At 64.7% G+C, this 22993-nt stretch carries 22 protein-coding genes and 1 pseudogene; 10 read left to right on the plus strand and 13 right to left on the minus strand.

Annotated features, from left to right (window positions below):
* Positions 1–208: 208 nt before the first annotated feature.
* Positions 209–1117: a LysR family transcriptional regulator gene (locus QME24_RS20235; protein WP_009685043.1), complete on the minus strand. Its 909-nt coding sequence runs from the start codon at positions 1115–1117 to the stop codon at positions 209–211.
* A 270-nt stretch (positions 1118–1387) separates the two neighbouring features.
* On the opposite strand from QME24_RS20235, the gene QME24_RS20240 reads away from it, so the two are divergent.
* Positions 1388–1834 carry a universal stress protein gene (locus QME24_RS20240; RefSeq protein WP_054906227.1) on the plus strand — a complete coding sequence of 149 codons (447 nt, stop codon included), beginning with the start codon at positions 1388–1390 and terminating at the stop codon, positions 1832–1834.
* A gap of 182 nt (positions 1835–2016) precedes the next feature.
* On the opposite strand, the gene QME24_RS20245 is transcribed toward QME24_RS20240, so the two are convergent.
* Genes QME24_RS20245 through QME24_RS20260 form a run of 4 tightly spaced genes read right to left on the minus strand, consistent with a single transcriptional unit; the run spans position 2017 to position 6796 of the window.
* On the minus strand, positions 2017–2877 hold the full coding sequence (locus QME24_RS20245) for an HlyD family secretion protein (protein WP_054906228.1): 861 nt from the start codon (positions 2875–2877) through the stop codon (positions 2017–2019).
* A 10-nt stretch (positions 2878–2887) separates the two neighbouring features.
* Complete coding sequence (locus tag QME24_RS20250; protein WP_009685040.1) at positions 2888–3088, minus strand: DUF1656 domain-containing protein; 201 nt, start codon at positions 3086–3088, stop codon at positions 2888–2890.
* 4 nt (positions 3089–3092) lie between these two features.
* Entirely contained in the window at positions 3093–5270 is a 2178-nt protein-coding gene (locus QME24_RS20255; RefSeq protein ID WP_235768060.1) for an FUSC family protein, read from the minus strand.
* Entirely contained in the window at positions 5267–6796 is a 1530-nt protein-coding gene (locus QME24_RS20260; protein ID WP_192440927.1) for an efflux transporter outer membrane subunit, read from the minus strand. Before QME24_RS20260 ends, QME24_RS20255 begins: the two co-directional genes overlap by 4 nt.
* 191 nt (positions 6797–6987) lie before the next feature.
* Here QME24_RS20260 and QME24_RS20265 point away from each other — a divergent pair, with 191 nt between their 5' ends.
* From QME24_RS20265 to QME24_RS20275, 3 genes and pseudogenes are all read left to right on the plus strand, one after another.
* Positions 6988–7935: a LysR family transcriptional regulator gene (locus QME24_RS20265; protein WP_054906230.1), complete on the plus strand. Its 948-nt coding sequence runs from the start codon at positions 6988–6990 to the stop codon at positions 7933–7935.
* Positions 7936–8092: 157 nt separating this feature from the next.
* Positions 8093–9067 carry a D-glycerate dehydrogenase gene (locus QME24_RS20270; protein ID WP_280091531.1) on the plus strand — a complete coding sequence of 325 codons (975 nt, stop codon included), beginning with the start codon at positions 8093–8095 and terminating at the stop codon, positions 9065–9067.
* A gap of 167 nt (positions 9068–9234) precedes the next feature.
* A pseudogene (locus tag QME24_RS20275) lies at positions 9235–9324 on the plus strand (AraC family transcriptional regulator); the annotation flags it as partial.
* 276 nt (positions 9325–9600) lie between these two features.
* On the opposite strand, the gene QME24_RS20280 reads toward QME24_RS20275, so the two are convergent.
* The 6 genes from QME24_RS20280 to QME24_RS20305 form a co-directional block, all read right to left on the minus strand.
* Entirely contained in the window at positions 9601–11991 is a 2391-nt protein-coding gene (locus tag QME24_RS20280) for a TonB-dependent receptor (RefSeq protein ID WP_054905407.1), read from the minus strand.
* Between the two features lie 169 nt (positions 11992–12160).
* Entirely contained in the window at positions 12161–13144 is a 984-nt protein-coding gene (locus QME24_RS20285; RefSeq protein WP_192440931.1) for a FecR family protein, read from the minus strand.
* A complete protein-coding gene (locus QME24_RS20290) occupies positions 13141–13716 on the minus strand; it encodes a sigma-70 family RNA polymerase sigma factor (RefSeq protein ID WP_280091532.1) in 576 nt (191 codons plus the stop codon). Before QME24_RS20290 ends, QME24_RS20285 begins: the two co-directional genes overlap by 4 nt.
* Positions 13717–13720: 4 nt before the next feature.
* The gene (locus QME24_RS20295; RefSeq protein ID WP_054905409.1) at positions 13721–14047 is read right to left on the minus strand and encodes a DUF3325 domain-containing protein; all 327 of its coding nucleotides are present in this window, start codon (positions 14045–14047) and stop codon (positions 13721–13723) included.
* Positions 14047–15624 (minus strand): PepSY domain-containing protein, encoded by a 1578-nt coding sequence (locus tag QME24_RS20300; RefSeq protein ID WP_235768065.1) that lies wholly within the window; start codon positions 15622–15624, stop codon positions 14047–14049. The genes QME24_RS20295 and QME24_RS20300 overlap by 1 nt, the downstream gene beginning before the upstream one ends.
* Positions 15621–15926: a DUF3649 domain-containing protein gene (locus QME24_RS20305; RefSeq protein ID WP_054905411.1), complete on the minus strand. Its 306-nt coding sequence runs from the start codon at positions 15924–15926 to the stop codon at positions 15621–15623. Before QME24_RS20305 ends, QME24_RS20300 begins: the two co-directional genes overlap by 4 nt.
* 234 nt (positions 15927–16160) lie before the next feature.
* Between QME24_RS20305 and QME24_RS20310 the strand changes: the two genes are divergently transcribed.
* Complete coding sequence (locus QME24_RS20310; protein ID WP_009685023.1) at positions 16161–16508, plus strand: HPF/RaiA family ribosome-associated protein; 348 nt, start codon at positions 16161–16163, stop codon at positions 16506–16508.
* A gap of 59 nt (positions 16509–16567) precedes the next feature.
* On the opposite strand, the gene QME24_RS20315 is transcribed toward QME24_RS20310, so the two are convergent.
* Entirely contained in the window at positions 16568–16975 is a 408-nt protein-coding gene (locus tag QME24_RS20315; RefSeq protein ID WP_054905432.1) for a response regulator, read from the minus strand.
* 22 nt (positions 16976–16997) lie between these two features.
* A complete protein-coding gene (locus QME24_RS20320) occupies positions 16998–17168 on the minus strand; it encodes a Flp family type IVb pilin (RefSeq protein WP_054905413.1) in 171 nt (56 codons plus the stop codon).
* A gap of 294 nt (positions 17169–17462) precedes the next feature.
* Here QME24_RS20320 and cpaB point away from each other — a divergent pair, with 294 nt between their 5' ends.
* From cpaB to QME24_RS20345, 5 genes are read left to right on the plus strand one after another with little or no spacing between them, the layout of a single operon-like run.
* A complete protein-coding gene (gene cpaB / locus QME24_RS20325) occupies positions 17463–18416 on the plus strand; it encodes a Flp pilus assembly protein CpaB (RefSeq protein ID WP_054905414.1) in 954 nt (317 codons plus the stop codon).
* Between the two features lie 18 nt (positions 18417–18434).
* Positions 18435–19673 carry a type II and III secretion system protein family protein gene (locus tag QME24_RS20330; RefSeq protein WP_054905415.1) on the plus strand — a complete coding sequence of 413 codons (1239 nt, stop codon included), beginning with the start codon at positions 18435–18437 and terminating at the stop codon, positions 19671–19673.
* Positions 19670–20860, plus strand: a complete 1191-nt coding sequence (locus tag QME24_RS20335) for a pilus assembly protein (RefSeq protein WP_054905416.1) — start codon at positions 19670–19672, stop codon at positions 20858–20860. The genes QME24_RS20330 and QME24_RS20335 overlap by 4 nt, the downstream gene beginning before the upstream one ends.
* Complete coding sequence (locus tag QME24_RS20340) at positions 20857–22113, plus strand: CpaF family protein (RefSeq protein WP_029885794.1); 1257 nt, start codon at positions 20857–20859, stop codon at positions 22111–22113. The genes QME24_RS20335 and QME24_RS20340 overlap by 4 nt, the downstream gene beginning before the upstream one ends.
* The gene (locus tag QME24_RS20345) at positions 22110–22991 is read left to right on the plus strand and encodes a type II secretion system F family protein (RefSeq protein WP_009685015.1); all 882 of its coding nucleotides are present in this window, start codon (positions 22110–22112) and stop codon (positions 22989–22991) included. Before QME24_RS20340 ends, QME24_RS20345 begins: the two co-directional genes overlap by 4 nt.
* Positions 22992–22993: the final 2 nt, after the last annotated feature.

Genomic DNA, 22993 nt, shown 5'->3' on the forward strand with positions numbered 1-22993 from the left:
CGCCGTACAAACCAGGCGGCCGCGCGCGCCTGTCACAGGCGTTACTGGCCCGAAACAAACGTAGGAGCGAGCGCAGCTCGCGATTGCGCCGCGCGGGCGGCGCTCGATCTCACAGGCGCTGAAGATGCTCCGGCTAGCCTTGCCAGAAACCATAGAATCTCCCACAGACTGGAAGCTGGCTTGCCAGCGATGAGGCCCTTACAGGCAATCAAGGATCAACACTGCAGCAAGCCTTCAAGGTCTGCCGCAACCACCTATGTGCAGGGTCGTTGTGAAACCGCGGGTGCCAGGCTTGCAGCACCGTCACCCGCTCCAGCGGTACCGGGATCTCGAACGATCGCAGTGGCAACCCGAGCTTGTGCACGCTGTTGAGGATATTCGCCGGCATCGGCAGGATCAGGTCCGAATCCGGTAGCGAGAACAGCGCCGAGTGAAAACTCGGGGTAATCAATGCCACCCGCCGTTGCACCTTGAAGTTGGCAAGCTCGACATCAATCGGCCCGTTGGCCCGGCCACGGCGGGATACGCTGATCTGTGGGTAACTGGCAAAGCTGGTCGGCGTGATCGGCTGCTCGAAGATCGGGTGGTCGCGCCGGGCCAAGCCTACATAGTAGGTCTGGAACAGGCTCTGCACCTTGATCTCCGGTCCCAGATCCACGGTCGAGCTGATGATCAGGTCGGTGCGCCCGTCGCGCAGCACGCTGTCGTCGTCACCGCCGGGGCTTTCCGGCACGAAGCGCAGCACCGTGCGCGGTGCCTGCTCGTGCATGCGGCGCAGCAGCTGGGCACCATACAGGGCGATGAACAGGTCATTGGTGCGAATGTTGAAGGCACGGTCGAGCTTGGGCAGGTCGACTTCATCGGCGCTGCGGAACACTTCGCCGGCCTGCTCCACCAGCGCCGCCACCTGCTCGCGCAAGGCCAGCGCCCGTGGCGTCGGCACCAGCCCACGGCCCGCGCGCACCAGGATCGGGTCGCCCAACGCATCGCGGATACGACTCAGGGTCCTGCTCATGGCCGCGGGGCTCAGGTTCATGCGCTGCGCCGCGCCGACCACACTGCCTTCGTCGAGCAGCGCATCGAGGGCGACGAGCAGGTTCATGTCCGGGAGTTGCATGGCCGTGTTCCATTACAGCTGGGGAGTGGCGATGGTAGCAGGTTGGCCGATTGCACCAGACGCAATGCGCTCGTACGTGGTGGGGTATTTATTCTGGACGGTGATTGGGTCATAACAGTTGCAGTGCCTGCACCGACCCTATCGCCGGCAAGCCGGCTCCCACAGGGATCCCACAATGCCCAAGGGATGTGTTGAACGAGTGGGAGCAGGGTTGGCCGGGATAGGGGCGGTGCAGGCAAATGACTAGCCAGCCAGAAGCAAGGATCCTGCATGTCCAGCCCCGTCCTGATCGCCATCGACGCCTCCCCCGCCGCCACTGCCCTGCTCACCCTCGCCCGCCGTTACTGTCGCCCCGGCGAACACGAATTGCACGTGCTGCTGGCCATCGACTCTACCTTCGCCGTGCACGAGCAACCCGCGCCCTACACCACCGAAGAGCTGGAGCAATACCCCGCCGCCTGCAAGGAACAGCACCAGGCCGACGACGCGGTGGCCAAGGCGGTAGGCGAGTTGCAACAGGCCGGCTTCGCCAGCCAGGGCTGCATGATCGCGGGGCAACCGGTCGAGGCGATCGTAGCCAAGGCGCAGGAACTGAACTGCGAACTGATCATCATGGGCCACCGCCACCTGTCACGGCTGGGCCGGTTGCTGGACCCATCGATCAGCGCGAAGGTGATCGACCGGGTGAAGGTGCCGGTATTGGTGGGGCCCGCCTGAACGCCAGGTTGTCGATGCTGGCAGGCGCACAGCGTACCCTGTGGGAGCGGGCGCGCCCGCGAACACCGGCGCAGCCGGTGCCAGCCACCGCGTTGGATTCTTGCCGGGCATGCCCGCCACCACAGGTCCAGCGCTGTATCTAAAGGCAGTGCAGTGACTGTGGGCCAGAATGGCGCCGCAGGTCACCCCTCGCTCGGCTTCACCACCACCGTACAAGTCGTCCCCGCCGCCAGCAAGAACCCGTCCGGCACTTCATCGATGTGAATGCGCACCGGCACCCGCTGCGCCAGGCGTACCCAGTTGAAAGTAGGGTTCACGTCGGCAATCAGCTCACGGCTTTGCGGGTTGTCGCGGTCGTAGATACCGCGGGCGATGCTCTCCACATGGCCCTTGATGCGCTCGCCGCTCATCATCTGCAGCTCGGCCTGGTCACCTACCTTCACATGCGGCAGCTTGGTCTCCTCGAAGAAGCCATACACCCAGAACGAGTTTTCATCGACCACTGCCATCACCGCTTCACCGGTACGCGCATAATCGCCCCGGTGGATATTCAGGTTGGTCACGTAGCCGTCCACCGTGGCTACGATATGGGTGCGCTTGAGGTTCAACTCGGCTGCTGCCAGTTCAGCCTGGGCCTGCTGGTAGTCGGCCAGCGCCGAGTTGGCGATGTTACTGGCATCGTCACGGTTTTCCTTGGAGATCACCAGGTTGTCCATGTCGGCACGGCGCTTGGCGTTGACCTTGCGCATCTCCCAGGTGGCCTTGCGCGACGCGACCAGCGCCTTGGCCTGGTCGACAGCGAGCTGATAGTGCTCGGGGTCGATCTGGATCAACAGGTCGCCCTTCTTCACCCGCTGGTTGTCCTTGACCGGCACGTCCACCACATAGCCAGGCACGTCGGCGGCCACGTTGATGATATCGGCACGCACGCGGCCGTCACGGGTCCACGGCGTGGTCATGTAGTGCACCCACAACTGGCGACCGATGGCCACGGCAGCGACCAGCACCAGCAGGGTGGCGATCAGGCTGAAGAACTTTTTCATCGAAGGTTTCTCACCAGTAGACAGTAAGCGCCATGGCGCCGAACAGGCAGACGAACAGGCTCAGGCGCAGCAACGCCGGGTGCCAGAAGAAGCGGTAGCCATCATGGCTGGCGATGAACCGGTCCAGGCCCCAGGCCAGGCCCAGCGCAAACAGGAACATCAAGGTCATGGTGGGCATGTACACACCATGGAAGGCGATTTCGCGGGGCATGCTTTCACGCAGCATCTGGCAGTCCTTTCGCCGGCACCAGCGGCGACTGTGGGTCGAGCAGGGAAGAACGGATGAAGTGCAGGTAGCTTTGCGCACGGCGCAGCACCGAGGTATCGAAGTGCCGGGCGAATGGCTCGTCAGTGGCCTGCACCCGGGCAATGGCATGGTCCACTGCTACCAGCGCGCGTTCGTGGTTGCTGGCACTGGGCTGCAGAAACAGCCGTGCCAAGGCCCGGCCCATCACGCGGATGGCCTGGCGCCACGGTTGCGACTCGGCATACGCCGGGTGCACCGGCGCGCGGGCCTGCTCCTTGCGCAGCTCGATGACCGCGTGGCCGACCTCCAGTACGGTGAACATCCAGCCCATCAGCTCGCTCTGAACCTTCGGTTTGCCGGCTGCCAGGCCGTAGGCCTGGTGCAGCAGGTCGCGGGTGCGGCTTTCGAACGCCGTGCCGATGCCACGCAGGCGGCCGCTGATGGCAAACAACACCTGCTCGCGTAGCTCCTGCTCCAGGCGGCTCCACAACCAACGGCTGTTGGGTGGCAGGATGATCGCCCCGGCGGCGGCACACACGCACATGCCCAGAATCATGCCGATGTAGTCATTGATGAAGCTGTAGGGGTCGTACACGGTCAGGTTGTTGGGTACCGAGCCGATGGCGAAAAACACCAGCAGGCCGATGCCGTAGCCCGCGTAGGCCGGCCGTGACGAGAGAAACGCGCCGAGCACGAACACAGGCGCCAGCACCATGCACAGCAATGGGAACCCATCGATCCAGGGGAACACGAAGAAGGTCTCGAAGAAGCCGACCAAGGCCCCCAGCGCAGTGCCGCAGGCCATCTGGAACGACATGCGCTTTGGGTTGGGCGAGGCCGCCGACAAGCCCACGGTCACCGTGGCGATCAGGGTCATCATGGCGCCACTGGGCCAGTCGCTGAGCAGCCAGTAGCTGCCCAGCAGCAACAGCACCGCCGAGGCGCGCACACCCGCTGCCAACGACACCAGCCAGCTGGTCAGCGCCACATAGGGCTCGTCCCATTGCTCGCGCTCGTGCTTGTGTGCGGCCAGCGAGGCGTGGGTTTCGGCGTAGCTGAACATTTCGTCGATGAAGCGGTACAACAGCTCGAACACCGTGTGGAAGTCGAGCTGGTCGGCCGCGCTAGGCCCGGTTGCCAGGTACTCGGCCCGCAGGCTACGCACCTGGGTTTGCAGGCCTTCCTTGTAGGCACCCAGCTCCAGGGTCAGGCGCAGTGCATCGGCGTCGGTCAGCGCCCGGCCCACGTAAGGCTGCAACAGCTCCACCAAGGTGTTCAGGCCCGGCTCGATGGCGGTGACGATCTGCCGCGGGCCACGTGCACGCAGCCGCTCCAGCAGGCGGTGCAGGGCGTTGAAGCGTGTGGTGATGGCCATGAACTCGCTGTTCATCCGCACCAGCCGGCCACTGCGCCGGCGCATGTGCGGGTCTTCGAAGGCGGTGACATTACGCAGGCTTTCCAGGCCCACCGCCTCGGCCACGAAGCGCACGTTGCTGCTCTCGAAGCGGTCACGCTGGCTGTCACCGCGCAAGGCCTCGACCACCACCCCGGCGAACACACCAAAGCGCTGGTACAGGGCGTTACGCATGGCGGCGCTGGCCGACTGCGGCAGGATCGCGGCACTGACGAAAGTCGACACCAGGATGCCCAAGGCAATTTCCAGCACCCGCCACACCGCAGCCATGAACGCCTGGTCGGGGTGCTGCAGCACCGGCAGGCCGATCATGGCCGCGGTGTAGCCGGCCAGCACGAAGCCATAGGCGCGGAAGGTGCGGTAGCGCATGGCACCGGCCGAGCACAGCCCAACCCACAGCGCCAGGCTGGGCAGGAACAGCTCGGTGTTCTGCGGAAAAATGGCAATCAACGCCACCATCATCGCCGAGCCGGCCAGGGTGCCGAGCACCCGGTAGAAGCTCTTGGCGAACACATGGCCGCTTTGCGGCTGCATGACGATGAACACGGTGATCATCGCCGTGCGCGGTTGCGGCAGCTCCAGGCGCATGGCCAGCCACAGGGTAATGAACGCGGCTGCCAGTACCTTGAAGATGTAGACCCAGGTCACGCCATCGGTACGCGCCCAGGCGAAGAAGCCGCGACGCCATTCCAGGCTTTGCAGCCAGCGCACAGGCAAACTGGAAGTGCTCATTCAGCGTTGTCCGGCCGGGTATCGAAAATGGCCAGGGCCGCCGGGGTGTTCGGCGCAGCCTGGCGTTCTTCCTGGGGTACGTCCTGGCCAGCCTGCAGGCCACCGCCCAGCGCGGTGACCAGCTCGGCATGGGCGATCAGGCGTGCCGCCTGCACCTGCTGCTGCACCTGCTGCTGGCGGAACAGCAAGGTCTGCGCATTGAGCACGTTGAGGTAGTCGGTAAGGCCACGCTGGAAGGCGACCATGGCGATGTCGTAGGTTTTCTGCGCGGCGGCCACCGATTCAGCAGCGAAATGCGACTGCTGCTGCATCGACTCGCGGCGGATCAACTGGTCGGAAATGTTCTTCAGCGCACCGACCACGGTCTGGTTGTAGCGCGCCACGGCCACGTCATAGCCAGCCGAGGCCACGCCCAGCTGCGAGCGCAGGCGCCCGCCGTCGAAGATCGGCAGGCTGATGGCCGGGCCAACGTTGTAGTTGAACTTGCGCCCGGTCAGGAATTCCAGCGGCCCGCCGCCCGTGGCCATGAAGCCCAGGCTGCCGACCAGGTCGACGTTGGGGAAGAAGCCGGCGTGCGCGACGTCGATGCCGCGTGCCTGCGCAGCCACCTGCCAGCGGCTGGCGACCACATCCGGGCGCTGGCCGACCAGTGCCGCAGGCAGGTTGGACGGCAGCTTCAGTGGTGCGGCCAGGGCCAGAGCCGGGCGCTGCAACTGCGCGCCCTCCCCCGGGCCTTTGCCGGCCAGGGCGGCCAGCTGGTTGCGGGCCAGGGCGATTTCTTCGTCGAGGCTATCGAGCTGGCGATGGGTTTCCGGCAGCGGCGCTTCGGCCTGGCTGACTTCGAAATGGGTGCCGATACCGGCCGCCAGGCGGCGCTTGGCCAAGGCCAGGATCTGTTCTTGCTGTGCCAGCTCGGCCTTGACGATATCGCGCTGGGCAAAGTGCAGGCTCAGCTGGATATAGGCACGCACCACGTTGTTCTGCAGCTCCAGCTGCGCCTGGCGCGCTTCAGCCACGCTCATGTGCGCCTGGTCCACGGCCTGTTCACTGGCGTTGCGTTCACGGCCCCACAAGTCCAGCGCGTAGCTCAAGCCAATGGCCGCGTTGTTGTCCCAGGTGTTGGCACCCGACAACGCGCCAGGCCCATAGAACTGGTCTTCAGGCCAGTTGTGGCGCTTGAGCGTGGCCTGGCCGTTGGCCTGGAGCTTTTCAGCCGACTCGACCACACCGGCCATGGCCTTGGCTTCACGCACCCGCGCGGCGGCCATGGCCAGGCTCGGGCTGCCGGCCACTGCCAGGGCAACCCAGCGGTCCAGTTGCGGGTCGCCATAGGCGTGCCACCACTGCTGGTCGGGCCAGTGAGCATCGCTTGCGGCTTCGCGAATGGCCGCGTCGGTGGTCAGGGTATTGGCTTGCAGCGTCTTGCTTTGCGGGGCGATGCCCCAGGTTCCGATACAGCCGCTCAAGGTGAGGGCAAGGGCACAGGCACTGAACGCACTGAGCGTTCTGATGATGCGACGCGGCACAGCTGCGATTTCCCGAGGAAGAGGTGGAGGGGCCGAGCAATTCTAGGGGGCGGCAGCACTGGCGATAAGCGTAGATTCCTGCGAATCTTTGTTACCAAAATGGCGATAATCCGCCTTTGGTCGAAGGTAAGTTTTCATAACTTTTGCATTGCTTCGTGACACAATTTTGTCCTCTACCTAGAGAGTGACCCATGGACACCCTGCAAAACATGCGTGCTTTCAGTTGCGTGGCGCAATTAGGCAGCTTCACGGCCGCTGCGGCGCAACTGGACACCACCACCGCGAACGTGTCGCGGGCGGTCTCCAACCTGGAAGCCCATCTGCAAACAAGGCTGCTCAACCGTACCACCCGCCGCATTGCGCTGACCGAGGCCGGCAAGCGCTACCTGATGCGCTGCGAACAGATTCTGACCTACGTCGAGGAAGCCGAGGCCGAGGCCAGCGACGCCCATGCGCGCCCCGCCGGGCAATTGAAGGTGCATTCGATGACCGGGGTGGGCCAGCATTTCGTGGTGGATGCGATTGCCCGCTACCGTGAATCGCACCCCGACGTGACCTTCGACCTGACCATGGCCAACCGCGTGCCGGACCTGCTTGACGAGGGCTATGACGTGTCCATCGTGCTGGCCACCGAGCTGCCGGACTCAGGGTTCGTTTCGCAGCGCCTGGGCATCACCTACAGCATCGTCTGCGCGTCGCCGACCTACATCGCCCGCCATGGCCTGCCGCACAAACCTGCCGACCTGCTCAAGCACGCCTGCCTGCGCATGGTCAGCCCGGTGATCCCGCTGGAAAAGTGGCTGTTCGATGGCCCGGAAGGCCAGGAGATGGTCAACATCACCAGCTCACCGTTCATGGTCAACACCGCCGACGCCATGAAGACCGCGATCCGCAGCGGCATGGGCGTAGGCGTGCTGCCGATTTATTCGGCCATCGATGGCCTGCGCGACGGCAGCCTGGTGCGGGTGCTGCCCGAGTACCGCCTGCAGGAACTGAACCTGTACGCCATCTACCCGTCGCGCCAGTATCTGGATGCCAAGATCAAGACCTGGGTCGAATACCTGCGCAACTCGCTGCCGGAAATTCTTGCCGCGCATGAGGCCGACCTGAAAACCCATCAGGTGCTGATCGCCGACTGAGGGCAGCTGCAAGTAGCAAGTAGCAAGTAGCAAGTAGCAAGTAGCAAGTAGCAAGTAGCAAGTAGCAAGAAAAAGCAGATCCGTTCACGTGCTGCTTTTTCTTGTAGCTTGTAGCTTGCAACTTGTAGCTTGTAGCTTTCCCCTTGGAAGCAGCCCGATGAAAAAGACCGTCCTGGCTTTCAGCCGAATCACCCCGGCCATGGCCGAGCGCCTGCAGCAAGATTTCAACCTGATCCAGCCCAACCCCAAGTTGGGCGACATCGCCGCCCAGTTCAACGAAGCCCTGCCCGAAGCCCACGGCCTGATCGGGGTCGGGCGCAAGCTTGGCCGGGCGCAGCTGGAAGGTGCGGCCAAGCTCGAGGTGGTGTCCAGCGTTTCGGTCGGTTACGACAACTATGACCTGGACTACTTCAACGAACGCGGCATCGCCCTCACCAACACACCGGACGTGCTCACCGAAAGCACTGCCGACCTGGGCTTTTCGCTGATCATGGGCTGCGCACGGCGTACCGCCGAACTCGACGCCTGGACCAAGGCCGGCAACTGGCAGGCAACCGTGGGCCCGGCGCACTTCGGCAGTGATGTGCATGGCAAGACCTTGGGCATCGTCGGCCTGGGCAACATCGGCGCAGCCGTGGCCCGCCGTGGCCGCTTCGGCTTCAACATGCCGATCCTGTACACCGGCAACAGCCGCAAGAACGCGCTGGAGCAGGAGCTGGGCGCGCAGTTCCGCAGCCTGGAGCAGTTGCTGGCCGAAGCCGATTTCGTGGTCATCGTGGTGCCCCTGTCGGACGCGACCCGCAAACTGATCGGCAGCCGCGAGCTGAAGCTGATGAAGCCAAGCGCGTTCCTGATCAACATTGCACGCGGGCCGGTGGTCGATGAAGCCGCACTGATCGAAGCGCTGCAGAACGGCACCCTGCGCGGCGCAGGCCTTGATGTCTACGAGAAAGAGCCACTGAGCGATTCGCCGCTGTTCAAGCTGCCCAATGCCCTGACCTTGCCGCACATAGGCTCGGCCACCGCCGAAACCCGCGAAGCCATGGCCAACCGGGCGCTGGACAACCTGCGTGCGGCGCTGCTGGGTGAGCGGCCGCGGGACCTGGTGAACCCGCAGGTGTGGAAGGGCTGATCCCCCGGTTATCCCTGTACCGGCCCTATCGTCGGCAAGCCAGCGCCCACAGTTTCGGTAGCTGGTCGCTGATAGGGCCATGACTCATCTGGCCTCCACAACCCCCTCAGCTACCCGTGCCCTGGGCTTGCGAAACACCAGCACATTCCCGGCCATCACTGCGACAAGGGTTTGCCAGTGCCAGCCATTTCAGCAATCGGTTCCGCCAGGCCGTTGGCGCCACACCGGGCGAGTACCGCCTGGCCTTCAACCTGTGACATCGGGGCTGCTTTGCAGCCCATCGCAGGCAAGCCCCACAGGGATCGCCTTAGGGCTGACAGGTGTTTGCCACAAGGTATGGCAGCGCCTGTTAGAGCGAGCGCAGCTCGCGATTGCGCCGCGCGGGCGGCGCTCGATCTCACAGGCGCTGAAGATGCTCCGGCTACCCTTACCAGGAATAGAATCTCCCACAGGGATTGCATCAGGCCCGGCCTCCATGCAGTACCTGTAGGAGCTGGCTTGCCTGCGATGGGCCGCGAAGCGGCCTCTGCTCCCTAAAACTCAAAGGTACTGGACAGGCTCACCTGCCGCGCATCCCCAATCGCCACAAAGTACTGGTTCACCGCCGAGCTGTAGTACACCTTGTCGAACAGGTTCTTCACGTTCAGCTGCAACAACACCTTGTGCTCATCGAGCTTGGTCTCGTAGGTCGCAAATGCGTCAGCCACGGTGTAGGACGGCAAGTCGAAGGTGTTGGTCGCGTTGCCGCTGCGCTCACCCACATACCGTGCCCCGGCACCAAAGCGCAGGCGGTCGCCGCCGAACAGGCTGCCGTAGTCGTACACCGCCGACAGCGAGCCGCTGTGCTTGGCCACGTTCTGCAGGCGGTTGCCCTTGAGGTCGGGGTCCTTGGTGACCTTGGCATCGGTGAAGGCATAGCTGCCGATCAGGCTCCAACGCTCGCTGAGCTGGCCGGTCAGGTCCAGCTCGACCCCGCGTGAATTGACTTCACCCGCATTGCTGTAAAGCGTATCGCCGGTGCGCGTGTCGAAATTGGCCACCAGCACGTTGCGCTTGGTGATGTCGAACAGCGCCAAGGTACCGGTCAGGCTGCCCGGCATGTCGAGCTTGGCGCCCAGCTCCCACGACTTGCCCTCTTCCGGCGCCACCGACGAGTCCAGTACCACCCCCCCGGTGAGCGGCGCGATGCTGGAGTTGGGCTTGAACGATTCGCTGTAGCTGCCATAGAACGACAGTTGCTCATCGACCTTGTAGACGATACCGGCATGCGGCACCCAGGTCTGGCCGTTGGTATCGGTGTTGGCCGTGAACGGGCGCCCACGGCCGGCGTACTGGTCGTACTGCTGGAAGCGTGCACCGGCCACCAGGATCCAGTGATCGTCCAGGTGCAGCGCGTCCTGCAGGAACAGCGCGTCGGTGCGCAGCTTGTCGGTCTGGTCACTGTCGCTGGCACGCACGGTGGTGCCTTCCACTTCCCGCCCGTACACCGGGTTCACGTAGCTGAAGCTGGACCGCGCGGCTTGCCGGATCAGGTCAGCGCGGTAGACCTTGCGGTCTTCATGGTCGGCGCCCAGCAGCAAGTCATGCTGCATGCCGGCCACTTGCACGGTGCCGGTCAGGCTCAGGGTTGCGAACTGGTCACGGCTCATGGCGCCGTGGGTGCCATCGATACTGCGGGCCAGGGTGCCATTGGCTTGGTTCACCCCCGTGACGCGAACCTGGCTGGCGTCGTAGGTCTCACGGTTGAAGCTGTAGCCAACGTGCAGCTTCCAGTCATCGGCCAACTGGTGGTCGACCTCCAGACGGTACAGGTCCGAGCGCCCTTCCATGTCGTTGAAGGGCTCGTCCAGGCGCCGGGTGGCGGGAATGTCCAGCGGGTGGCCATTGCTGCCAAAGGCCGTGCCCCGATCGAACGGCGAGAGAAACTCGCGGTGCTCGTAGGCCAGCACCACCTGGGTGTCTTCGCCCAGCCAGGCCAGCGACGGCGCGACCAGCGATTCACGATGCACCCCGAAGTTGCGCCAGTAATCTTCGTCTTCGTGGTCGACGATCATGCGGTAGGCAAAGTTGCTGTCGCCCAGCGCGCCGGTGCTGTCGAAGCCTCCGCCGCTGCCGTTCTTGCCGCTGCCGTAGGTGGAACCCCGCAGGTTCAGGGCATTGTACTGCTCGAGTTGGGGGCGCTTGCTGACCACGTTGATGACCCCGCCCGGGTCCTGGATACCGTACAGCAGCGAGGCCGGCCCCTTCAGCACTTCGACCCGTTCGGTGCTGGCATTGAGGCTGCGGCCCTGCACGATGGGCATGCCATCGCGCATGATCGAGCCGTCGCGGTTGTCGCCGAAGCCGCGCTTCATCACCGTGTCGGAGGTGCCGCCGAAGTTGTTGCCCTGGGTAATGCCGCTGACGTTGGCCAGGGCATCGTCAAGGTTGCGCGGCGCCTGGTCACGGATGACCTGCGCCGGGACCACGTTGATCGCCTGGGGAATGTCCTGGTTGGCGCCCTGGCCACGCATGATCGACGCCGTGGCTGGGGGTTGGTAGCTGTAGTCGTCCCGTAGCGAGGTCACCGTGGTGGCCTGCAGGTTGAGGGCACCGGTAGTATCCAGCGCGTCCAGGGTAAGGGTCCGCGCGTCCAGGCGCCGCCAGGTCAGCCCGCTGCTTGCCAGCAGCTGTTGCAGCGCCTGTTCGGCACTGTAGGTGCCGGTCAGCGCCGGCGCCTGCACCCCGGGCAACGCTACGGTGTAGACCACGCTTTGGCCCGTGGTCCGGCTGAAGGCGCTGAGGGCCTGGGCCAGCGGTTGCGCCGGCTGGGCGAAGGCGTAGGCCTGCTGTTGCTCGGCAGCGCTGGCCTGGAGAGCCACGGCAACGGTCGGGAGCATGGCAAGGCCGAACCAGAGGGGGACGCAACGCGGGGAGAACTTCATGGACGCTGACCTGTGAGAGGAATATGAGTACGAATGAATCGCACTTCCACTCATTACACGGATGCCACGGTCGGTTACCTCATGCGCTTTTGAAAATATTTTCCCGGTGCTGCCGGTTCGCGGGCAAACCCGCTTCCACGGCAGGCGCCAACGGCGGCCGATACAGGGGCTAGCGGATCAGCGTCAAACGGCCCAGCACGGTCTGCCGTGAAAAGCCCATCACCCTGCTCATCGAATCCAGTGCCAGCAGCGGCTCGGCCAAGGGGAAGCTGCCACTGACCTTACGCTGCCCGAGTTCCTCATCCAGCAACAGGATCCGCCCTGGGTAGTAGCGCCCCAGGTCTTCGATCACCTGCGCCAACGGCACCTGGTAGTAATTCAGCCAGCCCTGGCGCCAGGCCAGGCGGTTGTCGCTGTCCACCGCCAGGGTTGCGCCGGCCCGGCCGGCGCCGTAGCTCACCTGCTGGTTGGCCGTCAGCTCCCTGGCCGCGGCCCCCGCGGCCGGGCTCACCGCCACCCGCCCGCTGCGCACCGTGACCTGCGTGCCGTCCCCCTGCTCACGCACCTCGAACTGGGTACCGAGTACCCGCACTTCACCGCCGTTGGCTTCGACCAGGAAGGGCTCGCCGGTATGCGTGACCTGGAAGAACGCCGCGCCATGCAGCAGGCGCACGCGACGCTGGCCATGGGCAAAATCGACCTCAATTGCACTGCCCGCATCCAGGGTCACCTGCGAGTTGTCCTGCAGGGTAACCTGGCGAATCTGCCCGGTACTGCTGTAGTCGGCCTGCAGGTCCTGCAGCCAGTAGCCTGGGTGCCAGCCCCCGGCGCCCCCAATGGCCAGCACCAGGCAGGCCGCCAGCCCGATTGCCGCCAGGCGCGCGCGGCCGGGGCGCCTGGCAGCCGGGCGAGCCATGGCGGCCAGGTAGGGCTGCAGGCTGGCATGCTCTTCGGCAGCCAGCCGCGACGCCGCCACACCACTGTTGCGCCACAGCGCCTGGGCCTGTTCGTACGCGGCGCGGTGCCCGGGCTCGGCCAGCAGCCAGCGCTTGAACGAGGCCCCCTGGGCCACTGCAGGTTGCTCGCTGATGCGGCTGAGCCAGCGCAACGCGGCCTGCGCCTGCGCCTCGGTAATCGGCGGTATAGAACTCATCGGCAGGCGCTCCCAGGCCGGCGCGGGGTGGACGCGGGCTCGGCAACACTCGCCTTGCACGCTTCCAGGGCGCGCATCATATGCTTTTCCACCGCGCTCTGGGACAGCTGCATGGCCTTGGCGATCTCGCCGTACTTGCAGCCGTGAATGCGGTTGAGCAGGAAGATCTGCCGGGTGCGCTCGGGCAAGGCGCGCAAGGCAGCCTCGATACGCTGCAGGTCATGGTCCACTTCCACGGCCTGCTCCGGCGCATGCGCCATGCTCGCCTCATCCACCGCCAGCGCGGCTTCGGCAATGCGTTCGCGGCTGCCCTCACTGCGCAGGTGGTCGATGGCCAGGTTGCCGGCACAGCGCAGCAGGTAAGTATCCAGCGCCTCGACTTTCACCTCGGGGCGACGCCAGAAGCGCAGGAACAACTCCTGGACCAGGTCCGACGCCGTGGCGCGGCAACCCACGCGCCGGCTGACCAGTGCCTCCATGCGTGCACGCTGGGCCTGGAACACCTGGACAAAACGCGCACGCCCGCCTGCGCTGTCGGCATCCGGCCCGAGGGTATCGCCCTGCTCGCTCATGCTGTCACACCGCAAAAAGGGCGAGCACCGGGCCCAGCAGCACACTGCCGGCAGCCAGGCCCAGCAACAGCCGCGGCTGGTACGGCAGGGCGAAGACCCACACGGTGACCGCCGCCATCATCACCGCCGCCCACTCCACCAGGCCATGGGCCCAGCCACGCAGGTGCACACTGAACGCCAGCGACAGCACCAGCAACGACCAGCCCGCCACGCGCAACAGGCGCAGTTGGCCTGGGTGCGGCTTGCGCCCGAGCAGGCCGGTAAAATGTTTGTCCATGGCCAGGCACAAGGCAACGAAGCCTGCGTAGGCGAGCAATGCGTTCCCCAGCATCAGCGTGCCTGCGCCGCTTCGGCGCGCGGCTTGTCTGCCACCCGCGGCGCGCGTTTGGCCAGCGGCGCGGGGCTGCGCAGCATCTTGCCGGCCAGCCAGCCCAGGAACAGCCCGGTGCCCAGCGCGGTCAGGTCCAGGCCTGCCATGGCCCAGTCACCTGCCGCCAGCGAATGGTTCAGGCCACGGTCGGTGGTCAGCCCATTGAGCAGTGGCAGCAAGGCGAAGGCCAATGCGCCCAGCGCCAGCTGCTCGCCCCAGGCCCGGCGCCCACTGCGCAGTACGGCGTGGGCCAGGGACAGGCCCCAGACGATGAAGAAGACATTCACCTCCCAATCGGCACGGCCGGCGGCAGCGGCCGGGATCAGCCGGTTGGCCCAGAAGAAGCCCGCCACTGCCAGCAGCAGGCCGCTCATGCTGGCGATATTGAGCACCTCGACCAGGCGCAGCTCGCCGGGCATGTGCGCGCGCTGGGCATGTTTGAGCTGGCGCTTGCCCAGCCACATCACCAGCCCTGTGCCAATCACCGCAGTACCGGCAATGCCAAAGCAGAAATACAACCAGCGCAGCCAGGGCCCGGCAAAGTTGCCCATGTGCAGGCCGGCAAAGCTGAAGGACGTCATCATGGCCCCGCTCTCCGGCTTGCCCTGGCTCAGCAGCGTGCCGCTGGCGCCATCGAACGTCCAGTTGGCGCTACGCCGGTAGGCCACATGGTCGGCCGCCGATTGGGTGAAGGTGACACGGGCATTGCGGTCGCCCGGGTTCTGCACCTGGATGTTGCCAATGCGTGCCTCGGGTTGCAGCGCCTGCACCTTGGCATACAGGCTGGGCAGCGCGACCAGCGGCGTGGCCACCTGGGCCGCCTTGGGTGCATCGTTGCGCCCGAACAGGTCATTGAAGTACTTGCCGGTGTCGTTGCCATAGCTGGCCATGATCCCCGCCGGCATCACCATGTACATGAACAGCACCAGGCTGCTGTAGCTGATCATCAGGTGGAACGGCAGCACCAGCACGCCGATCGCGTTGTGCCCATCCAGCCACGAGCGCTGGCCCTTGCCGGGGCGGAAGGTGAAGAACTCCTTGAAGAGCTTCTTGTGGGTAATGATGCCGGTGACCAGCCCCAGCAGCATGATGAAGGCGCAGAAGGTCGACAGCCAGCGGCCATAGGGGTACGGCATCTGCAGCTGGAAGTGGAAGCGGTAGAAGAACTCGCCGCCGCGGCTGTCGCGTGCCTCTACCGGTTGCCCGGTCTGGGTATCGAGGGTCTTGCTGACAAAGCCGCGCGGCCCGCCGTTGGGGTCGCGATAGCCCACGCTCAAGCCCGCTTCGCGGGCGTTGGGCAAGCGGATGAACCAGGTGCCCGAATGCCCGGCATTGTCCTGCAGGTAACGCTGTGCCAGGGCTAGGCTATGGGCCGGGTCCAGTGCATGGCTGCGCACTTCAGGCTGCGACCACTGGCTGATCTCTTCCTTGAAATACGACAGCGTGCCGGTAAGGAAAATGGCGAACAACAGCCAGCCGAAGATCAGGCCGGTCCAGGTATGCAGCCAGGCCATGGCCTGGCGGAAGCCGTCTTTCATGCGGTTTTCATCCAGTAGGCAATACCACTGATCACGCCAAGCAGCAGGCTTGGCGCCAGCACGCCCAGCCACGCGCGCCAGGCACTGCGGCAGGCGAAGCACCAGATGAACGCCAGCAGGTAGAAAACGAACGAGAGCATCAGGCCGATCAGCGTGGCGTCGACCTTGGGCAACGGTGCCACCACGGCGATGCAGACGCTGGCCGCAGACGCCAGCAAATAGCCGCCCAGCAGCGCAGCCAGGCTGCGTGAGGCCACGGCCAGGCGGTAGCTGAGCGGAAGGCCGGCGGTTTTGCGCGTCATGGCGAAGGTCCGGGCGTGTTCGGGGCTGCAATACTAATGATTTCAATTCTCATAAGCAAAGCTTCAACGACAAGCTGCCGGTGCGCGCAGATATGCAACAAGAAATTTATTTTCCGAAAGGGCTTGAATTCATCCGGCGGTTGCCTGACCTTAGAGTCAAGAGGCGCAGAATTTCCAACGGTCTCAAGGACCTGGCCGCGCCTCCATGCGAGCAAGCTGAATAAGGATTGAATCATGCAAATCCAGGTCAACAGCAGCAACCATTTCGAAGGCAACGCCCGGCTCGACCAGTGGGTCCGCAGTACACTGGAAAGCTCACTTGAACGTTACGAGGACGACCTCACCCGCATCGAGGTGCACCTGCGCGACGAAAATGGCGCCAAGCCCGGACCGCATGACAAACGCTGCCAGATGGAGGCTCGCCCCAAAGGCCACCAACCGATTTCCGTGACCCACACTGCCGCTTCGCTGGACCAGGCAGTGGATGGTGCCGCCACCAAGCTGAACCACGCGCTGGAGCACTTCTACGGCAAGCTGCGCAGCAAGCGCGGCGCCCTGGAGCTGAGTGACCCCGACGCCTGATCGCACCAACCGAAACGCCCGGCCAAGTGCCGGGCGTTTTCGTTCCCGCCCGGGTCAATTCAATTGACGACGCGCAGGCGTGATACGGGGAACAGGTTGTCCAGGGTTTCCAGCAAACGGGCCTGGTAGATCGGCTTGCGGAAGAAGTCCAGTACCTGCAATTGCACCAGTTCGCTGACGTCATCCAGATCGGCTTGTGCCGACATGACGATCACCGGCAAATGCAGGCGGGCAGTGTGCTCGCGCAGGCGCTTGATCAACCCGATGCCACTTTCGCCCGGCATGCGCACATCAGTGATCACCAAGGCTACGTCCGGGTGACAGGTCAGCTGGTGCAAGGCCGCCTTCACCGAGGTGGCGGTCAGGCAGGCGAAGCCTTCGTTTTCGAGCAGCTCCGCCAATTCCAGCAGAACGTCCTGCTCGTCATCCACCAGGAGGATCTGCTGACGCGCGCAAGCGTTCTGCATGCCGCTGGCTCCCTTCCAGATATCAAAGCGCATCTTTTATGGTGGTGAACGTTCCTTTGACAGCACTGGCTATTTCTGGAACGAAACCCGCCAGCACCACTGCAACCATGGTTGCGATGACGGCGTATTCGATACCGGATGCACCGTCCTTGCGATGCAGGAAATTCATGCAGTGCAGAATGAACAGTTTCATGCTTCAGCTCCTTGCGGCATGGCTGCCGGCGGCGGTGGTATCAAAATGACACCCATCTGCCATCAAAGAATTGCCAACCCGGTGCGAACTGCAAATGTATTAAAGGGTTATTCAGAAAGTATTAGCCCGCCTAGGTTAACCACCCGCCACTCGCTAACTCTTTGTTTTCACGCGACCTGCTCCGCACCCTGAAAAAAACTGCCCGGGCTCATGGCAAATGGCGATGGCTGCGCTAACTTGCTATAGCGAAATAGTGACTTTTCGCCATCATCCAACGCGTGCAGGGAGGCCGAGATGAGCAGCCGCTTGACCCTATTCCTGGCCGCGTTTTTCTTGCTGGCGGCGCTGTTGGCAGGCTACTGGGGCGTGGTGCTCAGCCGCCCGCCGGCCGTCCCTGTCGCCCCCGCGCCTACCGTTGCACCGCCGAGCGTGGCCACAGCGCCAGCGCCCAGCGCGCCAGTGGAAGCGCCGCGCACGGCGGTGGTCGTGCTGCGCAAGGCCGTGCCAGCCAATACCCCACTCACTGAAGACGATGTGCTGGTTGAGCGCCTGCAGGTCGCCCCCGCCGGTGCTTATCAACAGGTCGCCCAGGTGATCGGCCGCAGCAGCGCCCGGCCCCTGGCGGCAGGCACCTGGCTGGAAGAAGCCAGCTTTCAGGCCGGCGGGCCGCTGGCACGGATGATCCGCGCGCACGAGCGGGCGGTGGCACTGGGCGTGGATGAAGTGGTCGGTGCCGCTGGCCAACTGCGCCCGGGTGACTACGTTGACGTGCTGCTGTTCCTGCGCGAAGAGCCCAACAACCCGCAAGCCTCGGCCCAGGTGGTACTGCCGGCCCTGCGTGTGCTGAGCGTCGGCGAGCAAACGGGGTTGGCCAACGATGGCCGCCCGGCGCAGAGCCCCGAGGAGCAAAAGGCCCGCCGCGACCAGAGCGGGCTGGGCAACGGCGCGGGCACCCGCACGGTGGCAGTGGCCGTGCCCGAAGCCATGGCCAGCCGCTTGATGCTGGCCGCCCAGGCCGGCACCTTGCGCCTGGCAGTGCGCAGCGCCGATGAACAGCGCCTGGCGCGCTACTGGAGCGAGGCCGATGCGATACCTCAGGTGGAGGCCGCCAACCGCGCGCTCTACCGCTTCAGCCAGCTGGCCCAGGCGCCGGTGGCCAGTGTGGCGAGCCCGGCGCCCAGCCACGCCGCGCCCGCCATGCACATCATCCGTGGCGCCACGGCTGAAGCAAACGCCAAGAACCCCTGAACCGGCAAGGATGCAGTGATGCGAAGTTCCTTCTTCAGACAAGCATGTTGGACCGGGCTGCTGGCCGCGCTGTTGCCCCAGGCGCAGGCGGCACCCAAAGGCTGCGAAGCGTTCGGCCAACTGCCTGCGATCATCGAGATCGACCAGGGCCTGCAGCAGGAGCTGCGCTTGCCGGTGGCGATCGAGCGGGTTGCGGTCGGCGAGCCGAAGGTGGCCGATGTCCAGGCCAGCGGTGAGCGCGGGGTGGTGATTACCGCGGTGGGCCAGGGCAATACCAGCCTGATGGTGTGGACAGCCTGCACGCCGTCACCGCACAAGGCGATGGTGTTCGTCCGCGGGCGGGCCAGCGCCGATATGGCCCAGGACAGCTTCCTGCCGTCGCAGGACACGCAACTGCCCAGCCAGGTGCAAGCCGATATCCGGTTTGTCGAAGTGCGCCGCAGCAAATACAAGGAGGCAGGGGCACGGCTGTTTTTCAAGGGGTCGAACAATAGCCTGATTGGCTCGCCTGGTACGGTGCCCAATTCGACCGTGTCTCCCGGATCAGTACCGGTTGCCGCGCCTCAGATCCCCCTTGGGGAAAACGTTTTCAACTTCGTGTGGGGTGGCGGCAGCAGCCGCTTCTTGGCCATGATCAACGCACTGGAAACCAGTGGCTTTGCATATACCCTCGCACGCCCGAGCCTCACCGTCCTAAGCGGCCAAACCGCAAGTTTCCTAGCGGGCGGTGAAATTCCGATCCCAGTGCCCAGTGCAGGCAGCGACAACGTATCCATTGAATACAAAGAATTTGGTATACGCCTTGCGCTGACTCCGACCATTGTCAATGAAGGCCGAATTACCCTCAAGGTTGCTCCCGAAGTCAGCGAGCTGGATTACACAAACGCAGTGACGATTGCAGGCACTGAAGTACCAGCGTTAACAGTCAGACGGACCGATACCAGTATCGCCTTGGCGGATGGAGAAAGCTTCATCATCAGCGGTTTGGTCAGCAAAAGCACGCTATCCAAGGTGAATAAACTGCCTGGCCTGGGCAATCTTCCCATACTCGGAGCTTTGTTCCGACAGTCCAACCTCACACGCGACGAAACCGAACTGCTGATGATCGTCACCCCGCACCTGGTGCAACCCTTGGCGGTCAATGCAAAGCTGCCGCCCTTGCCGGGCGAGCACCTGCGCAACTACGACCCCAGCTGGGGCCGCCTGTTCTTCCTGGAGAACGGAAACTTCGATGGCAAGGGCGGGCTGTCGCAATGAACGAGAGCCTGAACCCGACCTTCCTCGCCATCACCCGCACCGAAGAGGACCTGCACTGGCTGCAGGGCGCCTTGGCACCGCAAGGCCAGGTGATCGGCGCCAACGGTGGCAGCCTCGACGAGCTGCTGGCCCTGGTCAATGCCACCTTCAGCAACCTGATGTTCATCGGCCTGGACCGCGAGCAACTGATCAACCAGTGCGCCTTGATCGAGGGCGTGCTGGAGGCCAAGCCAATGCTGGCGATCGTCGCCCTCGGCGATGGCCTGGATAACCAGCTGGTGCTGCATGCCATGCGCGCTGGCGCCCGCGACTTCGTCGCCTATGGCTCGCGCGCCAGCGAAGTGGCCGGGCTGGTGCGGCGCCTGGGCAAACGCATGCCGGCGGTGGCCAGCAACCCCAGCCTGGGCGGGCTGACGGTGCTGTTCGGGGTGCAAAGCGGTGCCGACGGCGCATTGCTCACTACCCACCTTGCCCGTGTGGTGCAGCAGAGCGGCCAGCAAACCCTGCTGCTGGACCTGGGCCTGCCGCGTGGCGACAGCCTGGCACTGCTGGGCCTGGAGGCATCGTTCTACTTCGGTGACGCCCTGCGCCACCTGCGCCGCCTCGACACCACACTGATCGACAGCGCATTCACCCGCGACAACACGGGCCTGCGCCTGCTGACCTATGCCGAAACCGATGAGCCACTGCAACACACCAGCGCTGCCGAGTTGTACATGCTGCTCAGCGCCCTGCGCCAGCACTTCCAGCACATCGTCGTCAACCTCGCCGGGCATGCCGACAGCGAAGCCCTGCGCACGTTGGTCAGCCACTGCGACAAACTGATCATCTACACCGACCAGAACATTCTCGAGTGCCGGCGCAACCTGGAGGTGCTCGACCTGTGGCGTGATCATGGCATCAAGCTGGAACACGCCAGCCTGTTGGTGGACCGCTACCTGAGCAACGTGGCCCCCGACGCCGACACCTTGGCCAAGCGCTACGCGCTGCCTTTGCTCAGGGCCCTGCCCTACAGCCCTGAAGTGCGCCTGAACGTGAAAAACCAGGGCCTGAGCCTGTTCGAACTGGCCCCCCGTGAGCCGCTTACGCAAGCCTTGCGCAGCCTGGGCGAACGCCTGGCCCGGCGCTCGGAAAACCTCGCACCGCCGGCCGTCACCTGGCTGCGCCGGCTTTGGGGCAGCAAATGAACAACGATCAACCGTTTGGTGGCCCGCAACCGGCCGCGGGCGACCCCTACGCGCTCAAGCGCGCACTGCACCGCTTTGCCATCGATGCCATCGAGGACAGCGGCCGCAACCTGCTGGAGGGCGCACGGCCGGCGCTGACCCAGTTCGTGCTGGAGCAGGTTGGTGACTACGTTGCGCGCCTGCGCCTGGCGCTGTCGCGGTATGAAATGGAGCGGCTGGCCGAAGAGCTGGTGGACGAGTTGACCGGCTTCGGCCCGCTGGAAGTATTGCTGCGTGACCCCAGCGTCACCGAAATTCTGGTCAATGGCCCCCATCGGGTGTTCGTCGAGCGGGCCGGCCTGTTGCAGCAGACCGACCTGCGGTTCATCGACGCCCACCATGTAGAGCGGGTGATGCAACGCATCCTCGCCCCGCTCGGGCGACGCCTGGACGAGTCCTCGCCCATGGTCGACGCCCGCATGCCCGACGGCAGCCGGGTCAATGCGATCATTCCGCCCGTGGCGCTGGACGGCCCGTGCCTGTCGATCCGCAAATTCCGCCAGGACATGCTCAAGAGTGCCGACCTGCTGGCCACCCGCGCTATCGACCAGCCTATCTTCGACTTTTTTGAACGCGCCGTGGGCAAGCGCTGCAACATTCTGGTCAGCGGCGGCACCGGCACCGGCAAGACCACCCTGCTGAACATCCTCAGCCAGATGATCGCCCCTCGCGAGCGCCTGGTCACCATCGAAGACGTTGCCGAACTGCAACTGCACCACCCCCACGTGGTGCGCCTGGAAACCCGCCCGCCCAATGCCGAAGGGCACGGTGAGATCAAGGCCAGCGAGCTGATCCGCAACGCCCTGCGCATGCGCCCGGACCGCATTATCCTCGGCGAAATCCGCGGCAGCGAAGTGCTCGATGTGCTGACCGCGATGAACACGGGCCATGATGGCTCGATGAGTACCGTTCACGCCAACAGCGCAGCGGACGCACTCTTGCGCCTGGAGACACTGGTCGGCCTGAGTGGCCGGCAAGTTGCCGAAAAGACCTTGCGGCAAATGGTCTGTGCAGCGCTGGACGTGGTGATCCAGCTGACCCGCCTGCCCGATGGCCGACGCTGCGTCAGCGAAGTGCTGGAGGTGGTTGGCGTGCGCGATGAGGTGTATGTCACCAACACCTTGTTCCGCCTGGACCGCCGGGGCGGTGACAGCTTCCTGCGCGAGGCGCTCCACCCGGCCGGCAGCAAGCTCAAGGCAGAGGGCCTGCTGTGACCGGCCCGCTGCTGCTGGCGCTGTGCCCGCTGTTGCTGGGCCTGGCCCTGCTGCTGTTGCGCCGCGGCCTGTACAAGCGGCACGAAGAGCGCATCTTGCAACGCCTCGGGCGCGCGTTCAGCATTGTGCGCAATGGTACGGCACGGCGCAGCTGGCTCGACCCGCTGCTGCAACGTGCCGGCTTGACGACTGTCGAGCTGCACCCCCAGCGCTGGCTGCTGGCCTGGCTGGGGCTGGCGCTGTTGGCGCTGGTCGCGCTTGGCTGGGTCGCTGCGCTGATGCTGCTGACCGGTCTGCCGGCCATTGCCTACCTGCTCATCAGCTGGCAGAGCCGTCGGCACATGCGGCACGTGGTCGAGCAACTGCCCGGCCTGCTGGACTACAGCGTGCGCAGCCTCAAGGCCGGGCGCACGCTCAATGATGCGGTACTGGGCGCTATCGACAGCAGCCGCGAGCCATTGCGCACTACGCTGGCGAGGGTCCGGCGCAATGTGCAACTGGGCGTGCCGCTGGAGGACGCTATGACCGAACTGGCCGAGTTGCACCAGCAAGACGAATTGCGGCTGTTCGCCCTGGGCTTGCGCATCAACCAGCGCCATGGCGGCAACGCCAGCGAACTGATGGAGAACCTCATCAAGCTGATCCGCGAGCGCGAGCAAGGGGCACGCCAGCTCAAGGCCATGACCGGCGAAACGCGCATCACGGCCATCATTCTCGGGGCGTTGCCACTGGCGATGGTCGGTTACTTCCTGCTGGCCAACCCCCACTACCTGCTGGCCATGTGGCGTGACAGCAGCGGCCAACTGATGCTGTTGCTGGCCTTCGCCTTGCAGGTACTCGGCTGCCTGGTGTTGTGGCGCATGATGAGGAGCTTGTGAAC

The organism is Pseudomonas sp. PARCl1 (assembly GCF_947311875.1).
Classification (GTDB): Bacteria; Pseudomonadota; Gammaproteobacteria; order Pseudomonadales; family Pseudomonadaceae; genus Aquipseudomonas; species Aquipseudomonas juntendi.

Coding starts and splice junctions, on each gene's coding strand:
- QME24_RS20235 (WP_009685043.1), bottom strand. CDS start 1,117: ATGCAACTCCCGGACATGAACCTGCTCGTCGCCCTCGATGCGCTGCTC.
- QME24_RS20240 (WP_054906227.1), top strand. CDS start 1,388: ATGTCCAGCCCCGTCCTGATCGCCATCGACGCCTCCCCCGCCGCCACT.
- QME24_RS20245 (WP_054906228.1), bottom strand. CDS start 2,877: ATGAAAAAGTTCTTCAGCCTGATCGCCACCCTGCTGGTGCTGGTCGCT.
- QME24_RS20250 (WP_009685040.1), bottom strand. CDS start 3,088: ATGCCCCGCGAAATCGCCTTCCATGGTGTGTACATGCCCACCATGACC.
- QME24_RS20255 (WP_235768060.1), bottom strand. CDS start 5,270: ATGAGCACTTCCAGTTTGCCTGTGCGCTGGCTGCAAAGCCTGGAATGG.
- QME24_RS20265 (WP_054906230.1), top strand. CDS start 6,988: ATGGACACCCTGCAAAACATGCGTGCTTTCAGTTGCGTGGCGCAATTA.
- QME24_RS20270 (WP_280091531.1), top strand. CDS start 8,093: ATGAAAAAGACCGTCCTGGCTTTCAGCCGAATCACCCCGGCCATGGCC.
- QME24_RS20280 (WP_054905407.1), bottom strand. CDS start 11,991: ATGAAGTTCTCCCCGCGTTGCGTCCCCCTCTGGTTCGGCCTTGCCATG.
- QME24_RS20285 (WP_192440931.1), bottom strand. CDS start 13,144: ATGAGTTCTATACCGCCGATTACCGAGGCGCAGGCGCAGGCCGCGTTG.
- QME24_RS20290 (WP_280091532.1), bottom strand. CDS start 13,716: ATGAGCGAGCAGGGCGATACCCTCGGGCCGGATGCCGACAGCGCAGGC.
- QME24_RS20295 (WP_054905409.1), bottom strand. CDS start 14,047: ATGCTGGGGAACGCATTGCTCGCCTACGCAGGCTTCGTTGCCTTGTGC.
- QME24_RS20300 (WP_235768065.1), bottom strand. CDS start 15,624: ATGAAAGACGGCTTCCGCCAGGCCATGGCCTGGCTGCATACCTGGACC.
- QME24_RS20305 (WP_054905411.1), bottom strand. CDS start 15,926: ATGACGCGCAAAACCGCCGGCCTTCCGCTCAGCTACCGCCTGGCCGTG.
- QME24_RS20310 (WP_009685023.1), top strand. CDS start 16,161: ATGCAAATCCAGGTCAACAGCAGCAACCATTTCGAAGGCAACGCCCGG.
- QME24_RS20315 (WP_054905432.1), bottom strand. CDS start 16,975: ATGCAGAACGCTTGCGCGCGTCAGCAGATCCTCCTGGTGGATGACGAG.
- QME24_RS20320 (WP_054905413.1), bottom strand. CDS start 17,168: ATGAAACTGTTCATTCTGCACTGCATGAATTTCCTGCATCGCAAGGAC.
- cpaB (WP_054905414.1), top strand. CDS start 17,463: ATGAGCAGCCGCTTGACCCTATTCCTGGCCGCGTTTTTCTTGCTGGCG.
- QME24_RS20330 (WP_054905415.1), top strand. CDS start 18,435: ATGCGAAGTTCCTTCTTCAGACAAGCATGTTGGACCGGGCTGCTGGCC.
- QME24_RS20335 (WP_054905416.1), top strand. CDS start 19,670: ATGAACGAGAGCCTGAACCCGACCTTCCTCGCCATCACCCGCACCGAA.
- QME24_RS20340 (WP_029885794.1), top strand. CDS start 20,857: ATGAACAACGATCAACCGTTTGGTGGCCCGCAACCGGCCGCGGGCGAC.